The organism is Streptomyces sp. NPDC027962, from assembly GCF_055566095.1.
Window position 1 is genome coordinate 1 of record NZ_JBVHTA010000052.1, and the last position, 14251, is coordinate 14251.

Genomic DNA, 14251 nt, shown 5'->3' on the forward strand with positions numbered 1-14251 from the left:
GGGGGGACCCTGTGGGAGAGTAGGACGCCGCCGAACAATTATTGTGGGAAAGCCCCGCACCCTCGAGGTGCGGGGCTTTTCCGCGTTTACCCGGCCACCGCTGGCACCCCCTGACGGTAATCCGGCCTGTGAAGGCGTCGGTAGACCCGGGGCGCCCGTATTCAGAGTCGGCCGGCGGCTTTCAACGCCAGATAGGCGTCGGCGAGGGCGGGTGCGAGTTTCTCGGGTGTCGCATCGACAACGGTGACGCCGTGGCGCTGCAGCTGTTCTGCTGTGCGGCGCCTCTGTGCCTGGACCTGTGTCCCTGCCGCGGCGTCGTAGACGCCCTCGATGGAACCGCGCGCATTCGTCATGCGCTCGACGTGCGGATCGGCCACGGAGGCCACCAGGACGGTGTGGCGCTGAGTCAGCTGGGGCAGGACCGGCAGCAGGCCCTCCTCGATGGGGGTGGCGTCGAGGCTCGTCAGAAGCACGATGAGGGACCGGCGGGGAGCGTTCTGCAGGGCGGCCGCGCTGAGGCCGCGTGCATCGGTCTCGACGAGTTCCGGCTCCAGTGGAGCGAATGCGTTGACCATGGCGGGGAGGATGTCGCCGGCAGAGCGGCCCAGGACCTGAGCCCGGATACGTCGGTCGTAGGCCAGCAGGCCGACACGGTCCCCCGCGCGCGACGCCAGTGCGCTGAGCAGCAGGGCGGAGTCCATGGCTGCGTCGAGGCGCGGCACGTCTCCCACGCGACCGGCCGAGGTGCGGCCCGTGTCCAGGACGATGAGGATGTGCCGGTCCCGCTCCGGGCGCCACGTGCGTACGGCGACGGCGGTACGACGCGCCGTGGCACGCCAGTCGATGGAGCGGGTGTCGTCCCCAGGCACGTAGTCCCGGAGACTGTCGAATTCGGTGCCCTGCCCGCGGATGAGAACGCTCGTACGGCCGTCGAGTTCACGCAGGCGCGCCAGGCGCGAAGGCAGGTGTTTACGGCTGGTGAAAGGCGGCAGGACGCGGACTGTCCACGGGACGTCGTGATTTCCCTGCCTTGCTGCAAGACCCAGCGGTCCGAAGGAGCGGATGGTGACGCGTTCGGCGTGGCGATTTCCCCGTCGGGTAGGGCGCAGCGTCGTGGTGACACGACGGCGCTCGCCGGCCGGAACGGTCAGCTTGTGGCGCGACGCAGCTTGTTCCGATCCCGGTAGCCAGCTGCTCGGCGGCCAGGCGTCGCGGAGATGCGCCCTGAGCCGGCGGTTGGAGGGGTTGGTGACCGTCAGCTCCACCTCGGCGGCGTCACCGAGTCGAACGGTTGTGTCACCGCTTCGGGTGAATCGGAGCGTTCGCACTGGCGCGGCGAGGGCGTAGTCGCACAGGATTGCGAGTGAGAGAGGGGCGTTGACGGCGAGCATCCCCGTCCAGCTCGGGGCGAGGATGCCCACGGGGAGAGAGCCGAGCGCGGCCAGTAGCGCGGTTCGTCCGGTGAGGGCCATGGAGTGCCTCAGCGGGGGACGGGGACGTGGGTGAGGATCGCGGTGATGACGGAGTCGGCTGTGACTCCTTCCATCTCCGCCTCGGGCCGGAGCTGGAGTCGGTGCCGAAGGGTGGGCAGGGCCAGGGCCTTCACATCATCGGGGATGACGTAGTCGCGTCCGGTGAGCCAGGCCCAGGCGCGGGCGGTGGACAGCAGCGCCGTGGCACCTCGAGGAGAGGCGCCCAGAGTGAGTGAGGGGGACTCGCGGGTGGCACGACAGATATCGACGACGTAGGCGGCGATCTCGGCCGAGACCGAGGTCTTGGCGACGGCGGCGCGGGCAGCTTCCAGCTCGGCGGGGCCGGCGACGGGACGCACCCCCGCCGCAGCGAGGTCCCGCGGGTTGAACCCGTCGGCGTGACGGGTCAGGACGTTGATTTCGTCGTCGCGGGACGGAAGGGGGACCGTCAGCTTGAGAAGGAAGCGGTCCAACTGCGCTTCCGGCAGCGGGTAGGTGCCTTCGTACTCGACGGGGTTCTGGGTCGCTGCGACGAGGAAGGGCTCGGGGAGCGGACGAGGAGTGCCGTCGACCGTGACCTGACGCTCCTCCATCGCTTCGAGCAGCGACGACTGGGTCTTGGGCGGAGTGCGGTTGATCTCGTCGGCGAGCAGGAGGTTGGTGAACACCGGCCCGGGCTGGAAGGAGAACTCGGAGGTGTGGGTGTCGTAGACCAGGGACCCGGTGACATCGCTGGGCATCAGATCGGGGGTGAACTGGACACGCTTCGTGTCGAGTTCGAGAGAGGCCGCCAGAGCACGGACGAGGAGAGTCTTCGCGACGCCGGGGACGCCCTCGAGCAGGACATGGCCGCGGCAGAGCAGGGCCACGACGAGACCGGTGACAGCGGGGTCCTGGCCGACTACCGCCTTGGCGATCTCGGAGCGCAGAGCCTCCAGGGAGGCGCGGGCGCGGTCCGAGCTCTCGGCTGTCTCGGGGGTCGGGGCGCTCATGAGGTGCGTACCTCTCTTTCGAGGGCGTCGAGTTGGTCTGCAAGTCGGACGAGTGCGCTGTCGTCGGCCGGAGGAGGGCCGAAGAGCAGCTCGCGGACGTCCCACTCTCCGTCGGGGAGCTGGGCCGACACCGCGGGAAGCAGTACCTCGGGTGAGTGGGTGTCGGCTGCGGATACACCGAGGAGCGGGGCCAAGTGGGTTCTGGCGGCGGCGCGCAGGGAGGCGGCGGCACGGTCGCGCGCGTTCACCTTGCGATAGAGGCGGGCGCGTCCTTCTGTGGACTCGGAAGCGCGGATGGCCACCGGGAGCCGCTCGAGGACCAGCGGCCCGAGCCGGCGGGCCCGCCAGACGGCGGCCAGGACGGCTGCGACGCCGAGTTGCAGCGTGCCCCACAGCCAGCCGCCGGGGATCAGGTCGAAGAACGCGTCCTCGCCCTCGCTGCGGTTGTCGCCGTCGGGGGCCTCTACGGCCGAGGCGTCGTCGAGTGACGGGATGTACCAGACGAGCTCGGGTCGGGACCCGAGGAGTTGCAGGGCGAGGGAGGCGTTGCCGTACTGGTCGAGACGTTCGTTGTAGAAGATGTCCGGGGTGCCGAGGAGGACGGTGTCGCCGGCGCCGGCGCCGGGGCCGTCGAGCCTGAGCAGGGTGGGAAGTCCGTCGCTCGGGTAGCAACTGTCGGCGTCCGGAGCGTCGGTGGAGTAGCGCTCACCGCCGAGGTCGGCGCTGCCCGCTCTGCGGGCGGCGGGGTAGTCGCACTGGGGCTCCCGGGCGTCGACCTCGGAAGGGAAGTCCACGTTCACGCTGGGAACGAGGATGCCGAGGGAGGCCGGGCCGGGGGAGAGCAGGACCGTGCGTCCCTCGGACGAGGCGGTCGCGGACCGAAGCCCCTGCTGCTGACCATCGGTCAGCATGTCGGGTTCCGTGACGAGAAGCGTGGTGTCGGCGCCCGCCGCAGCGGTGGCCTCGTCGAGGGTGGTCACCACTCGGGTGGACACTCCGCGGTCCTTGAGGAGTTCGGCGACGGCCCGGCTTCCGTACGGGTCGGCGGAGCGCGGATCGAGTCGGCCGTGATGGTCACCGGAGCGCATGGCGGCCATGGCGATGCCCGCCGCGACGAGGAGGGCGAGCGCCAGGAGCAGGCCCCGGACCCGGTTCCACACCTCGCGCGTGGTGGGGGACATGGAGGTGGCGCTGCTGGACGCGGTCATTCGGCCGCTCCCTGGGCAGCGGTGGTCAGCAGGGGCTTGGTGCGTTCCAGCGCCAGGTCGAGGTCCCGCAGTCGCTCGTACGTCCGTCGGTCGGCGGTGCGACCGCCGTATGTGACGTCGTCGAAGGCGCGGGCTGCCGCACGCAGTTCGTTGGCGTGGTCAGGAAGGGAGCGGCCCGCCTCGGCTGCCGCCTCGTCGGCGGTGCGGCCGGGCCGGGCGTCGAGGAGGGTCCGTTCCTCCAGCGACCGGACGATGGCGCGCATGCGTTCCTGTACGGCCTGGTTCCAGCGGTCGGCGGCTGCGTGTGTCTCTGCCGCCGTACGATGTGCGGAGGCGCTGCGCGGGCTGTCGTCGAACAGGGAGTCGGCGGAGCTTGCCGCGCGCTGGGGCTTGCCGAGCCGCCACCAGAGCGCGGCCGCCAGGGCAGCGACCACGAGGACGATGGCGATGAGGCCGATCGTGCCTCCCGGTGCACCTCCGGAGACCGCGCCGAAGAGGCTGTCGACCCACTCCCAGAAGCGGTTCAGCGCGCGCTGGAGCAGGTTCGGCTCGTTCTCGTGGTACATCGGTCTGGACAGTTCGCGCTCCGCCGCCTCCCGGGCGGGAATGCGCGGAGTGTCCACCGGTACGTCATCGCTCGCTCGGGTCAGCAGCGCTGCTGCCGCCACGCCCCCCGTGCCCAACACCGCATCAGCCCCCGGTGGTGTTGATGCCGGGCGACTGCGCCCCGTAGCCAGGGAGCCCCGCTGCCCGGGCGAGTTCGAGGTCGAGGGCTTCGCGGCGGATGCGCTGGTCCACGTAGAGGAGCACCGTCACGCCGGCGGAGATCGGGTACGTGATCGAGGAGGCGATCACGGAGCCGACGCCCGTGATGATCAGGAACGCCCAGCCGAAGTCGGGGCTGTTACCGCTGAACAGATCGCTGAGCCCGACTCCGTCCACGGCGAACGCGATGATCGTGAACGGAATCGCGATGATCATGTTCACGAGGAAGGCCAGCAGCACGGTCAGCAGCGTGATGCCGAAGATGCGCCACCAAGCGCCCTGGACCAGCTTGGCGGAGCGGCGCAGGGACGCGATGACGCCCTGGCGCTCCAGTACGAGCGCGGGGGAGGCGAGGGCGAAGCGGATCACCAGCCAGATGATCACGGTGAGGGCGGCGAGGCCTCCGAGCACAGACAGGAGGACCCCCGCGCCGCCGATCAGCAGCCCGGGCAGCACACCGGCCGTCATGATCGTGGCGCTGCCCAGGGGGAGGAGCAGGGTAAGACCCAGCAGGTGGGGCAGCCGGGGCCGGGCCTCGCGCCAGGCCTCGGCGAGAGTGACCGGGCGGCCCAGCACCGAGCGGCTGATCACCACGGTGAGCAGTGCGGTGGTGAGCAGTGTGCCGATCAGCATGATGAGCAGGGCCGGACCCATGGCCAGCAGGCTGGCCTGCAGGGAATCGACCGACTGCTCCAGCGCCTCCTCGGGCGTCGCGTTCGGATCGATGTCAGGAGGCGCGGGGAGCAAGTATCGCTCCACGAGGATGCTGAAGATCTGGGAGACGACAGAGACCGTGATCGTCACGGTCAGAACCGGGCGCCAGTGCGCGCGCAGCGTCGAGACCGCGCCGTCCAGGATTTCCCCGACCCCCAGCGGGCGGAGCGGGATGACACCGGGCTTTGCCGCGGCCGGAGGGCGACCCCAGCCGCCGTCGGGCCGGCCTCCGCCCCAGGAGGGCGGCGGGCCGGGAACCCGGCCGGGGCCGGTCGGCGCAGACCACTGCCCCGGGGGCGGCTGCTCCTTGGACCACTTCGAGGAGGGACCGCTTCCGTCGACGGGCGGGGCAGGATGCGGCACGCCGGAGTTCTGCCCCTCGGAGGGAGCCGATCCGGGCGATGCCCAGCCCGGAGTGTCGTTCACGGTCGTCCACCTCATGGATTGGTCGCGGGGCCGTCTCATGGAGCCGGCACGTTCACGGTGCCCTTCCGCCTGTCAGGGCGGCCGGTTGGCAGCCATCGTGCCACGCGCAGGCCGCCGGTGGACCGGGGCCCGGGTCTCCTTCGTGCCTTCATTGTCGAAGCCTCAGCGGGCAGACTGGGCGGATGGCTGATCAGTACGCACAAAACCAGGCCGGTACCGAGCCGCCCGGGCTTCCGGTGCTGCGCTGGGACGAGCCGCCCGAAGGGCCTGTACTGGTACTTCTCGACCAGACCCGGCTGCCTGCCGAGGAGCTCGAGCTGGTCTGCACCGACGTTCCGGCCCTGGTGCGGGCGATCCGCATGCTCGCCGTGCGCGGAGCGCCGGTCCTCGGCGTCGCCGGTGCCTATGGCGTGGCGCTCGCCGCGGTGCGGGGCTTCGATGTCGAGGAGGCCGTGGAGCTGCTGGAGACGGCGCGGCCCACCGCTGTGAATCTCGGCTACGGGGTACGGCTGGCGGCCTCCGCGCACCGGACGGCCCTCGCGCAGGGCGCCGACAGCGCGCAGGCCGCCGCTGCCACGCTCACGGCGGCCAAGGAACTGCACCGGACGGACGCGGAGGCCAGTAGGCGCATGGCGGCGCACGGTCTGGAGCTTCTGGCGGAGCTGTTGCCCGGGGGCGGCCACCGGATCCTGACGCACTGCAACACCGGGGCACTGGTGTCCGGCGGCGAAGGGACGGCATTCGCCGTGGCGCTCTCCGCACACCGGGCGGGGCGGCTTCAAAGGCTGTGGGTGGACGAGACGAGGCCGCTGCTGCAGGGCTCCCGGCTGACGGCGTACGAGGCGGCGCGCAACGGACTGCCCTACACGCTGCTCACCGACAACGCCGCGGGGTCGCTCTTCGCGGCCGGTGAGGTGGACGCCGTGCTGATCGGCGCCGACCGGATCGCCGCCGACGGTTCGGTGGCCAACAAGGTCGGGAGCTACCCGCTGGCGGTCCTGGCCAAGTACCACCATGTGCCGTTCATCGTGGTCGCGCCGACCACGACCATGGACCTGTCCACCCCGGACGGGGCGTCGATCGAGGTGGAGCAGCGACCGGGGCATGAGGTGACGGAGGTAACATCCCCGCAGTCCGCAGCGGCCGGTGCCGGAAGCGGTGGGCTGTCCGTGGCTCCCCTGGGAACCCAGGCGTACAACCCCGCGTTCGATGTCACGCCGCCGGATCTGGTGACGGCGATCGTCACCGAGGAGGGGGTGTTGTCGCCGGTCACCGGGGGCGGAATAGCGGAGCTGTGTGCCAGGTCACGTCAGGTAACGATTAGCTAATGGGATGATGTCGAATATGAAGGGACGAGTCCTTGTCGTCGACGACGACACCGCACTTGCCGAGATGCTCGGCATTGTGCTGCGTGGTGAAGGTTTCGAGCCGTCGTTCGTAGCGGACGGTGACAAGGCACTTGCCGCTTTCAGGGAGGCCAAGCCGGACCTGGTGCTGCTGGACCTCATGCTGCCCGGTCGGGACGGCATCGAGGTGTGCCGGCTCATCAGGGCCGAATCGGGCGTTCCGATCGTGATGCTCACCGCAAAGAGCGACACCGTCGATGTTGTGGTCGGACTCGAGTCCGGGGCCGACGACTACATCGTCAAGCCGTTCAAGCCGAAGGAGCTGGTCGCCCGGATCCGGGCGCGGCTGCGGAGGTCGGAGGAGCCCGCGCCGGAGCAGCTGACGATCGGGGACCTGGTCATCGACGTCGCAGGCCACTCGGTGAAGCGCGACGGGCAGTCGATTGCTCTCACCCCGCTGGAGTTCGATCTGCTGGTCGCCCTCGCGCGCAAGCCCTGGCAGGTCTTCACCCGTGAGGTGCTGCTCGAGCAGGTGTGGGGATATCGCCACGCCGCCGACACGCGACTGGTCAATGTCCACGTGCAGCGGCTGCGCTCCAAGGTCGAGAAGGACCCGGAGCGGCCGGAGATCGTGGTGACCGTCCGTGGCGTCGGTTACAAGGCCGGGCCGAGCTGACATGTCCAGTGGCAGCGTTGCTCCGAAGCCCGGCGAGCCGGGAGTCCGTACGGGGCGGGCTGCCGGACCGGGGCGTGGGCCCTCGCGATTCGGCCGTCTGCTCCATGGCGGACGGCTGCTCCAGGACGGAACGTCCGGCGGGCCCGTACCGCGGCTCGTCATGCGTTGGGTGCGCCGTCCGTTGCTGCCCGCAATGAGGCTGTGGCGGCGGAACATCCAGCTCCGCGTCGTGGTGAGCACACTGCTGATGTCGCTCGGCGTCGTCGTGCTGCTGGGCTTCGTCGTCATCGGGCAGGTGCGCAACGGTCTGCTCGACGCGAAGAGCAAGGCGGCGCAGAGCCAGGCGTCCGGCGGGTTCGCCGTGGCACGCGAAAAGGCGAACGCACCGATCGGACCGGGAGGCGGGCAGGACGACAACGCGGCCGACGGGAACGCCCGCACCTGGCGTTCCGACTTGGTGGTGCAACTGTCCAGCGGCGGGCAGGGCGCGTTCAATGTGGTGGCGCTCAGCGCCGACGCGCAGGGAGCCGGTTCCAGTCGCGCGCCTCGGACGTCCGGCGGCGTGGACCCGGCGAGCATCCCCCAGGACCTGCGGGACTCCGTCGGGCAGGGCGCGGGGACGTTCGAGAAGTACGTCAGCATCAAGTACACCGACGACGTGCTCGACCCGGAGCCCGGGCTCGTGGTGGGCACCCAGCTGAACGACATCGAGGGAAATCCGTACGAGCTGTACTACCTCTTCCCGCTGGCGCAGGAGGAGCAGTCGCTCAATCTGGTCAGAGGCACCCTGGCGACGGCCGGGCTGTTCGTGGTGGTGCTGCTCGGGGCGATCGCCTGGCTCGTGGTGCGGCAGATCGTCACCCCCGTCCGCATGGCGGCGGGTATCGCGGAGAGGCTCGCCGCCGGCAGGCTCCAGGAGCGGATGAAGGTCACCGGCGAGGACGACATCGCCCGCCTCGGCGAGGCCTTCAACAAGATGGCGCAGAACCTTCAGCTGAAGATCCAGCAGCTGGAGGAGCTCTCCAGGATGCAGCGCCGTTTCGTCTCGGACGTCTCGCACGAGCTGCGCACGCCACTGACGACGGTGCGGATGGCGGCCGATGTGATCCACGAGGCGCGGAGCGACTTCGATCCGGTGACGGCGCGTTCCGCGGAGCTCCTCGGCGACCAGCTCGACCGCTTCGAGTCCCTCCTCGCCGACCTGCTCGAGATCAGCCGCTTCGACGCGGGTGCGGCAGCCCTCGAGGCCGAGCCGATAGACCTGCGCGAGGTCGTACGGCGGGTCATCGGCGGTGCCGAGCCGTTGGCGGAGCGCAAGGGCAGCCGGATACGGGTGGTCGGCGACGAGCAGCCGGTCGTCGCCGAGGCCGATGCCCGCCGTGTCGAACGCGTGCTGCGTAATCTCGTGGTCAACGCCGTCGAGCACGGTGACGGCAAGGATGTCGTGGTGCGTATGGCGGTGGCCGGCGGCGCCGTCGCGGTCGCGGTGCGGGACTACGGGGTGGGACTGAAGCCGGGCGAGGCGACTCGAGTGTTCAGCCGGTTCTGGCGGGCCGATCCGGCGCGGGCGCGCACCACCGGTGGTACCGGTCTGGGGCTCTCCATCGCCGTCGAGGACGCCCGGCTGCACGGCGGCTGGCTGCAGGCCTGGGGCGAGCCGGGCGGCGGCTCGCAGTTCCGTCTGACGCTGCCGCGCACGGCGGACGAGCCGCTGCGGGGCTCTCCGATACCGCTGGAGCCGGAGGACTCGCGGCAGAACAGGGAGCGTACCCGCTCGTCGGGAGTACCTGAGGCGAACGGGCACCGGCTGACGTCCGTGCCCGTTCAGACGGCACAGGATTTGTCGCCGCTGCCGCCGCGCACGGCGCTCCCCGAGGTCGATCCGGCGGCGCTGCCGGGCAACGGCTCCCGTGTCGTGGCACGGCCCGGTGGAGAGCGGGGCGACGACTGTGCGGCACACGCTTCTTCGGACCGGAAGGACACGATTCGTGGGCGCTGAGACCCGTCGTCACGGGCGGCTGGGGGCGCGGCGCGCCTCCGCGCTGCTCGGCTGCAGCGGCGTGCTGCTGGCCGGTTGCGCCTCGATGCCGGACAGCGGTGACGTCCACGCGGTGAAGGCGTCCCAGCGGGCCGACTCACAGGTCCGGGTGTATGCGGTTCCGCCGCGGAAGGACGCGACCCCGGACGAGATCGTCACGGGCTTCCTGGAGGCGATGACCAGTGACGACACCAATTTCGACACGGCCCGCTCCTATCTGACACCCGAGGCGTCGAAGAAGTGGAAGCCGGAGGAGAGCACCACGGTGCTGTCGTCTGCTCCCGACCCGGGTACGCCGGTGCCCGGGCGCGGGGACAACCCGGGGATGAGTTATCCCCTGCTGGGTCAGCAGATCGCCACGGTGGACGCGCAGCACGCGTATGAGCCTGTCGTCCCGAGTGAGTACCGCAGGACCATCCACCTGTCGCGGAAGAGCGGCCAGGACGGCAAGCAGTGGCGCATCGACAGTCTGCCGTCCGGGCTGCTGCTGGGGGCGTCCGACTTCGAGCGCAACTACCGCTCGGTCAACAAGTACTACTTCGCCTCGGGGCGGGACGTGATGGTCGCCGACCCCGTCTTCATACGGCAGCGGCAGGACCCGGTGACCCGGATGGACCCGGTGACCCAGGCGGTCAAGGCGCTCCTGGAGGGTCCGACGAACTGGCTGAAGCCGGTCGTCGAGTCGAGGTTCCCCAGCGGCACGGGGCTGAAGCTCAAGGACGGCGCCACGTCGCTGGCGTTCGACGACCGCAACGGCCTGAAGGTGCCGCTCGGCGACAAGGCCTCCCATGTGGGCCGGCCGCAGTGCATGAAGATGGCGGCGCAGATCCTGTTCACCATCAGGGACCTCACGTCGGCCCGGCTCGAACAGGTGGAGCTGCTGCGCGCGGACGGCACGCAACTGTGCGTGCTGAGCGCCGGGCAGGCGAAGGAGTACGCGCCGGACCATTCCACCGGCCGGCCCGACAACCAGTACTTCGTCGACAGCAAGCAGCGGTTGGCGGTCCTCGAGGCCGGCGACAACGACACCGCTGAACCGCAGAACGTGGCGGGGCCGTTCGGCGACGGTCGGCTCGAGATGAGCTCGGTCGGCGTGGCCAGGGACGAGCACAAGGCTGCGGCGGTCTCGGACGACGCCAGCGGTCTGTACGTCTCGTCGATCGTCTCCAACAGCGAGCTGGGCGACCCAGTGATCACGAGTTCGGGCAAGGGGCGTGACAACCGCTTGTCCGCGCCGAGCTGGGACGGCCGCGGCGATGTGTGGGTGGCCGACCGCGACCCGAGCCGGCCGGCGCTGAAGCGGTTGGCGAACGGCGCGGAAGCACCGGAAGGAGTCAAGATCGTCCCAGGACTGGACGGGGCGCGTATCGAGGCGGTGAAGGTGTCGGCGGACGGCGCGCGGATCGCGCTGCTGCTGACCAAGGACGGCAGTACGACGCTGAAGATCGGACGGGTGGAACGGCAGGGCGGCGGTGACGAGGCCGTGGTGACCGTCACCGAACTGCGGCCCGCCGCACCGCAGCTGGAGACGGTGACAGCCGTTTCGTGGGCCGGGCCGAGCCGGCTGGTGGTGGTCGGGAAGGAAGCGGGCGGGGTGCAGCAGGTGCGCTACATCCAGACCGACGGCTCGACCGTCCCCAACGGAATACTGCCCGGCGTCAACCAGGTGAAGTCGGTTGCCGCGTCGGACGACGAGAGCCGGCCGCTGGTCGCGTACTCGGCGGAGGACGGCATCGTGCGTCTTCCGGTCGGCGCCAACTGGCAGACGCTGGTCAAGAAGGGGTCATCGCCGGTCTATCCGGGGTGAGGGCCTCTCGACTCCAGGCCCCCGACCGCCGTTTTCCACAGAGGTGGCGGGTGCGGTGCCACGTCGGCACAGTGGTGTCCATGCGGGGGTGGTGGCGGGAGATCTCCGGTCTGGTCCTTCCGGCCGTCTGCGGTGGCTGCGGCGCGCCGCGTATGCAGTTGTGCGCCGAGTGCGCCGATGCGCTGCGCGGGACTGTGGCACGCAGGGCCAGGCCGGTGCCGGAACCGGCGGGGCTGCCCGTGGTGCATGCTGCCGCCGTCTACGCGGACTCCGTCCGTGCGGTACTTCTGGCGCACAAGGAGCGGGGCGCCATGGGGCTGGCCGGTCCGCTCGGTGTGGCGCTGGCCGGAGCGGTTCGCGCGGCCGTGGTGGACGTATCGGGGCCGGACATGCCGTTGCTGCTGGTGCCCGTGCCGTCCGCCCGCAGTGTTGTCAAGGCGCGTGGTCATGACGCAGCGCGGCGGATCGCCCGGGCGGCGGCGGGTGAACTGAGGCGTACGGGAAGAGCGGCCGGAGTGCTGCCGGTGCTGCGGCAGCGGCGCTGGGTGGCCGATCAGGCGGGTCTCACGGCCCGCCAGAGGCTCGAGAACCTCTCAGGGGCGCTGGAGGTACGGCCCGGCGGCGGACGCCTTCTGGCGGACGGCAGGGCGGTGATCGTGGACGATGTCATGACGACCGGCGCTTCTTTGGTCGAGGCGGCGCGGGCACTGAGTGCCGCGGCCGAACCGTATTCTGCATGGTTCGTACAGCCGAGTGCAGCCGTTGTCGCAGTTCCTTCGCCCTCCTTCGAATTAAACCGGAACTGACCGGGAACTTGCATCGTTGCAGGTAGTGAGAGGGGAAAAACGCCTGATCGGAGGTACCTCCGGGTAGCGGGTGCCGACACCCGTCCGAGAGAGCTATGTTCGGTGTGAGGAATGGCGAACGGCCTCCCTCACCGAATGCGCTGCCGGTTTTCCCGGCCGGGGATGAGCGGCGGCGTCACCCTCGAAAAGTCGGGTGAGTGGAGATGTTGTCGGCTGGGGAGGAGGAGGTGAAAGTCGCCAAGTCCGAGGCTCCGGAGACCACCGGAGCCTGGTGCAAGTGGGAGAAGCTCCGCAGCCGGTGAGCGGGCGGAGCGAATCCGGGAACGGAGTTCTGCGTGGACATCGTCGTCAAGGGCCGCAAGACCGAGGTGCCCGAGCGGTTCCGCAAGCACGTGGCCGAGAAGCTGAAGCTGGAGAAGATCCAGAAGCTCGACGGCAAGGTGATCAGCCTCGACGTCGAGGTGTCCAAGGAGCACAACCCGCGGCAGGCCGACCGTTCCGACCGCGTGGAGATCACTCTCCGCTCGCGCGGCCCGGTGATCCGGGCGGAGGCCGCAGCCGCCGACCCGTACGCAGCGCTGGACCTTGCAACCGGCAAGCTGGAGGCACGGCTTCGCAAGCAGCACGAGAAGCGCCACAACCGACGTGGCAACGGCCGCCTGTCCGCGGCCGAGGTGGTCGATGTCGTCCCGGGCGTCGCAGAGTTGAGCGCCGGCAACGGCCGGCCCATTGCCGAGCAGGTGGCGGAGGCCGTTCCCACCACCAAGATCGGTTCGATCGAAGTACAGGGCGAAGGGCCGCTGGTGGTCCGCGAGAAGCTGCACACGGCAGCACCGATGACGCTCGACCAGGCGCTCTACGAGATGGAGCTGGTCGGGCACGACTTCTATCTCTTTGTCGACTCCGAGACGAAGCAGCCCAGTGTCGTCTACCGGCGACATGCCTACGACTACGGCGTCATCCACCTGGAGACCGACCCGCTGGCGGGGTCGGAGGCGGGCGGCGCCGGAGGAGCACTCGGCGGCTGACGCCGAAAATCCCGTAGCCCTGCCGACGAAGAAATTGGTGCCCCTGGGGTGCGCTGTGCGCCCCCAGGGGCACCCTCGTGCAACCACAGGATCACCGTTCTGTCGTCCGGGCATGAAAGCATGACGTCGCAAGCCAACCGGTGCGCTGCGTACTGACGTTGGTGAACCACACATGATCTTCGGGCCACGGCCTTCAGGGGGAGGAACGATGGCGGACAGTTTCGGTCCGGTGCACGGCGATGCGGACCACCCCGGTAAGACACACGCGGACACCGACGCGCACAGCGACGAGGAGACGGCCGGCTACGGCAGGGAGCCGATCCGGGTTCTCGTGGTCGACGACCACGCGCTGTTCCGGAGGGGGCTCGAGATCGTCCTCGCGCACGAGGAGGGCATCGAGGTCGTCGGCGAGGCGGGCGACGGGGCGGAGGCCGTCGACAAGGCGGCGGATCTGCTGCCGGACATCGTGCTGATGGACGTACGGATGCCGAAGCGCGGCGGCATCGAGGCGTGCACCTCGATCAAGGAGGTGGCGCCCAGCGCGAAGATCATCATGCTGACGATCAGCGACGAGGAAGCCGACCTCTACGAAGCTATCAAGGCCGGTGCCACGGGTTATCTCCTCAAGGAGATCTCCACGGACGAGGTCGCGACAGCCATCCGCGCGGTGGCCGACGGGCAGTCGCAGATCAGCCCCTCCATGGCGTCCAAGCTGCTCACCGAGTTCAAGTCGATGATCCAGCGGACGGACGAGCGCAGGTTGGTGCCGGCCCCCCGGCTGACCGACCGGGAGCTGGAAGTGCTCAAGCTCGTGGCCACGGGAATGAACAACCGCGACATCGCCAAGGAGTTGTTCATCTCGGAGAACACGGTCAAGAACCATGTGCGCAACATCCTGGAGAAGCTGCAGCTGCACTCCCGGATGGAGGCGGTCGTCTACGCCATGCGGGAGAAGATTCTGGAGATCCGCTAG

12 protein-coding genes are annotated in these 14251 nt (G+C 69.8%); 7 read left to right on the forward strand and 5 right to left on the reverse strand.

Translation table 11 applies throughout. The features are described 5' to 3' along the window. Positions 1–161: 161 nt before the first annotated feature. Genes ACZ4SA_RS32535 through ACZ4SA_RS32555 form a run of 5 tightly spaced genes read right to left on the reverse strand, consistent with a single transcriptional unit; the run spans position 162 to position 5577 of the window. On the reverse strand, positions 162–1472 hold the full coding sequence (locus ACZ4SA_RS32535; protein ID WP_468281508.1) for a DUF58 domain-containing protein: 1311 nt from the start codon (positions 1470–1472) through the stop codon (positions 162–164). Between the two features lie 8 nt (positions 1473–1480). Continuing rightward, positions 1481–2464, reverse strand: a complete 984-nt coding sequence (locus ACZ4SA_RS32540) for an AAA family ATPase (protein WP_468281509.1) — start codon at positions 2462–2464, stop codon at positions 1481–1483. Next, positions 2461–3672 (reverse strand): DUF4350 domain-containing protein, encoded by a 1212-nt coding sequence (locus tag ACZ4SA_RS32545; protein ID WP_468281510.1) that lies wholly within the window; start codon positions 3670–3672, stop codon positions 2461–2463. The genes ACZ4SA_RS32540 and ACZ4SA_RS32545 overlap by 4 nt, the downstream gene beginning before the upstream one ends. After that, entirely contained in the window at positions 3669–4358 is a 690-nt protein-coding gene (locus ACZ4SA_RS32550) for a DUF4129 domain-containing protein (RefSeq protein WP_468281511.1), read from the reverse strand. The genes ACZ4SA_RS32545 and ACZ4SA_RS32550 overlap by 4 nt, the downstream gene beginning before the upstream one ends. Positions 4359–4362: 4 nt before the next feature. Next, positions 4363–5577: a glycerophosphoryl diester phosphodiesterase membrane domain-containing protein gene (locus ACZ4SA_RS32555; protein ID WP_468281512.1), complete on the reverse strand. Its 1215-nt coding sequence runs from the start codon at positions 5575–5577 to the stop codon at positions 4363–4365. A 182-nt stretch (positions 5578–5759) separates the two neighbouring features. On the opposite strand from ACZ4SA_RS32555, the gene mtnA reads away from it, so the two are divergent. From mtnA to ACZ4SA_RS32590, 7 genes are all read left to right on the forward strand, one after another. Then, a complete protein-coding gene (mtnA, locus tag ACZ4SA_RS32560) occupies positions 5760–6905 on the forward strand; it encodes an S-methyl-5-thioribose-1-phosphate isomerase (RefSeq protein WP_468281513.1) in 1146 nt (381 codons plus the stop codon). Positions 6906–6909: 4 nt separating this feature from the next. Further along, the gene (mtrA, locus tag ACZ4SA_RS32565; protein ID WP_219852863.1) at positions 6910–7599 is read left to right on the forward strand and encodes a two-component system response regulator MtrA; all 690 of its coding nucleotides are present in this window, start codon (positions 6910–6912) and stop codon (positions 7597–7599) included. A 1-nt stretch (position 7600) separates the two neighbouring features. Next, the gene (mtrB, locus tag ACZ4SA_RS32570) at positions 7601–9598 is read left to right on the forward strand and encodes an MtrAB system histidine kinase MtrB (RefSeq protein WP_468281514.1); all 1998 of its coding nucleotides are present in this window, start codon (positions 7601–7603) and stop codon (positions 9596–9598) included. After that, positions 9588–11444 (forward strand): LpqB family beta-propeller domain-containing protein, encoded by a 1857-nt coding sequence (locus ACZ4SA_RS32575; protein WP_468281515.1) that lies wholly within the window; start codon positions 9588–9590, stop codon positions 11442–11444. Before mtrB ends, ACZ4SA_RS32575 begins: the two co-directional genes overlap by 11 nt. Before the next feature lie 80 nt (positions 11445–11524). Then, positions 11525–12250 carry a ComF family protein gene (locus tag ACZ4SA_RS32580; protein WP_468281516.1) on the forward strand — a complete coding sequence of 242 codons (726 nt, stop codon included), beginning with the start codon at positions 11525–11527 and terminating at the stop codon, positions 12248–12250. Between the two features lie 335 nt (positions 12251–12585). After that, positions 12586–13278 (forward strand): ribosome hibernation-promoting factor, HPF/YfiA family, encoded by a 693-nt coding sequence (hpf, locus tag ACZ4SA_RS32585; RefSeq protein WP_468281517.1) that lies wholly within the window; start codon positions 12586–12588, stop codon positions 13276–13278. Positions 13279–13486: 208 nt separating this feature from the next. Further along, positions 13487–14251, forward strand: a complete 765-nt coding sequence (locus tag ACZ4SA_RS32590; RefSeq protein WP_468281518.1) for a response regulator — start codon at positions 13487–13489, stop codon at positions 14249–14251.

Bases quoted from the DNA above. Each gene is read 5' to 3' on its own strand.
- ACZ4SA_RS32535 (WP_468281508.1), bottom strand. From the start codon at position 1,472: ATGGCCCTCACCGGACGAACCGCGCTACTGGCCGCGCTCGGCTCTCTC.
- ACZ4SA_RS32540 (WP_468281509.1), bottom strand. From the start codon at position 2,464: ATGAGCGCCCCGACCCCCGAGACAGCCGAGAGCTCGGACCGCGCCCGC.
- ACZ4SA_RS32545 (WP_468281510.1), bottom strand. From the start codon at position 3,672: ATGACCGCGTCCAGCAGCGCCACCTCCATGTCCCCCACCACGCGCGAG.
- mtnA (WP_468281513.1), top strand. From the start codon at position 5,760: ATGGCTGATCAGTACGCACAAAACCAGGCCGGTACCGAGCCGCCCGGG.
- mtrA (WP_219852863.1), top strand. From the start codon at position 6,910: ATGATGTCGAATATGAAGGGACGAGTCCTTGTCGTCGACGACGACACC.
- mtrB (WP_468281514.1), top strand. From the start codon at position 7,601: ATGTCCAGTGGCAGCGTTGCTCCGAAGCCCGGCGAGCCGGGAGTCCGT.
- ACZ4SA_RS32580 (WP_468281516.1), top strand. From the start codon at position 11,525: ATGCGGGGGTGGTGGCGGGAGATCTCCGGTCTGGTCCTTCCGGCCGTC.
- ACZ4SA_RS32590 (WP_468281518.1), top strand. From the start codon at position 13,487: ATGGCGGACAGTTTCGGTCCGGTGCACGGCGATGCGGACCACCCCGGT.